The organism is Neisseria sp. P0014.S009, from assembly GCF_051958155.1.
Classification (GTDB): Bacteria; Pseudomonadota; Gammaproteobacteria; order Burkholderiales; family Neisseriaceae; genus Neisseria; species Neisseria flavescens_C.
The window spans coordinates 1-232 of the sequence record NZ_JBQCVS010000293.1; the positions used below are offsets into that span (position 1 = coordinate 1).

Sequence of the window (232 nt, forward strand, 5' to 3'; positions counted from 1 at the left end):
GGATTGTAAACCGCTGTCGGAGGGGATGAAGTGTATCGGGGTACTCCCCGGTATTTGACAGAGCCTCGGAGGAAGCACGGGCTAAGTTCGTGCCAGCAGCCGCGGTAATACGAACTGTGCGAACGTTATTCGGAATCACTGGGCTTAAAGGGTGCGTAGGCGGCGATTCAAGTCAGGTGTGAAATCCCCCGGCTCAACCGGGGAACTGCGCCTGGGACTGGTGTGCTTGAGT

Annotated in this window: 1 rRNA gene; it reads left to right on the top strand. The window is 57.3% G+C overall.

Going from position 1 to position 232, the window contains the following annotated elements:
• Positions 1 to 232: ribosomal RNA gene (locus ACTHS4_RS12695) — 16S ribosomal RNA — on the top strand; the annotation flags it as partial.